General features: G+C 32.0%; 1 protein-coding gene and 1 pseudogene. Both read left to right on the forward strand.

What is annotated here, in order from left to right:
* Positions 1-117 (forward strand): annotated as a pseudogene (locus tag BA053_RS08745) (WO male-killing family protein Wmk); the annotation flags it as partial.
* Positions 118-166: 49 nt separating this feature from the next.
* The coding region (locus BA053_RS06405) for a helix-turn-helix domain-containing protein (protein ID WP_156518245.1) at positions 167-579 on the forward strand (413 nt) is incomplete at its 3' end.

Below are 579 nucleotides of genomic sequence, written 5' to 3' on the forward strand. Positions count from 1 at the left end.
AAAGTGAGAGAGATAGAAAGGATTAAAGTTGCAAAGGATCTAGTAAAAGGGGGAATTTCTATTGATATTATTTTGCAAGCGGTAGGTTTATCTATTGATATGGTTTTAGATGGATAGCTCGTAAAAAAATTATAGCAATAAAGTTTTTTCTTAAATGGAGGTATATATGTTTATTTCTGCAAGTAATGTTAGTCCTATAAGCTACAAAATAGGGCAAAAAATAGAAGAGTGTAGATTAATGCAAAGGTGTACTCAAGCAGAGTTGGCAAGTAAGATCGGGCTAGCATATCAAGAAGTAAACAGCTATGAACAGGGATATATCGTTATTCCAATTGAAGTACTATATATAATAGCAAGAGTATTATCAGTTGATGCTGTAGATCTATTACCTAAACCAATAACAGTAAGAGAGCATGAAGATGAAGACGAAGAAATACTCTATCTAACAAAAATATACGAGAGTCAAAAGTTAGGCAAAATAGTACCTTCATTAGTCAGGTTTGTTCATATTAGCGAAAAAATTAATCAGGAAGAAGCAAAGTTGGAAATAGCAAAAAATCTAGTGAAAGAAGGAGTTTC

It is taken from the genome of Wolbachia endosymbiont of Nomada ferruginata (assembly GCF_001675785.1).
Lineage (GTDB): Bacteria > Pseudomonadota > Alphaproteobacteria > Rickettsiales > Anaplasmataceae > Wolbachia > Wolbachia pipientis.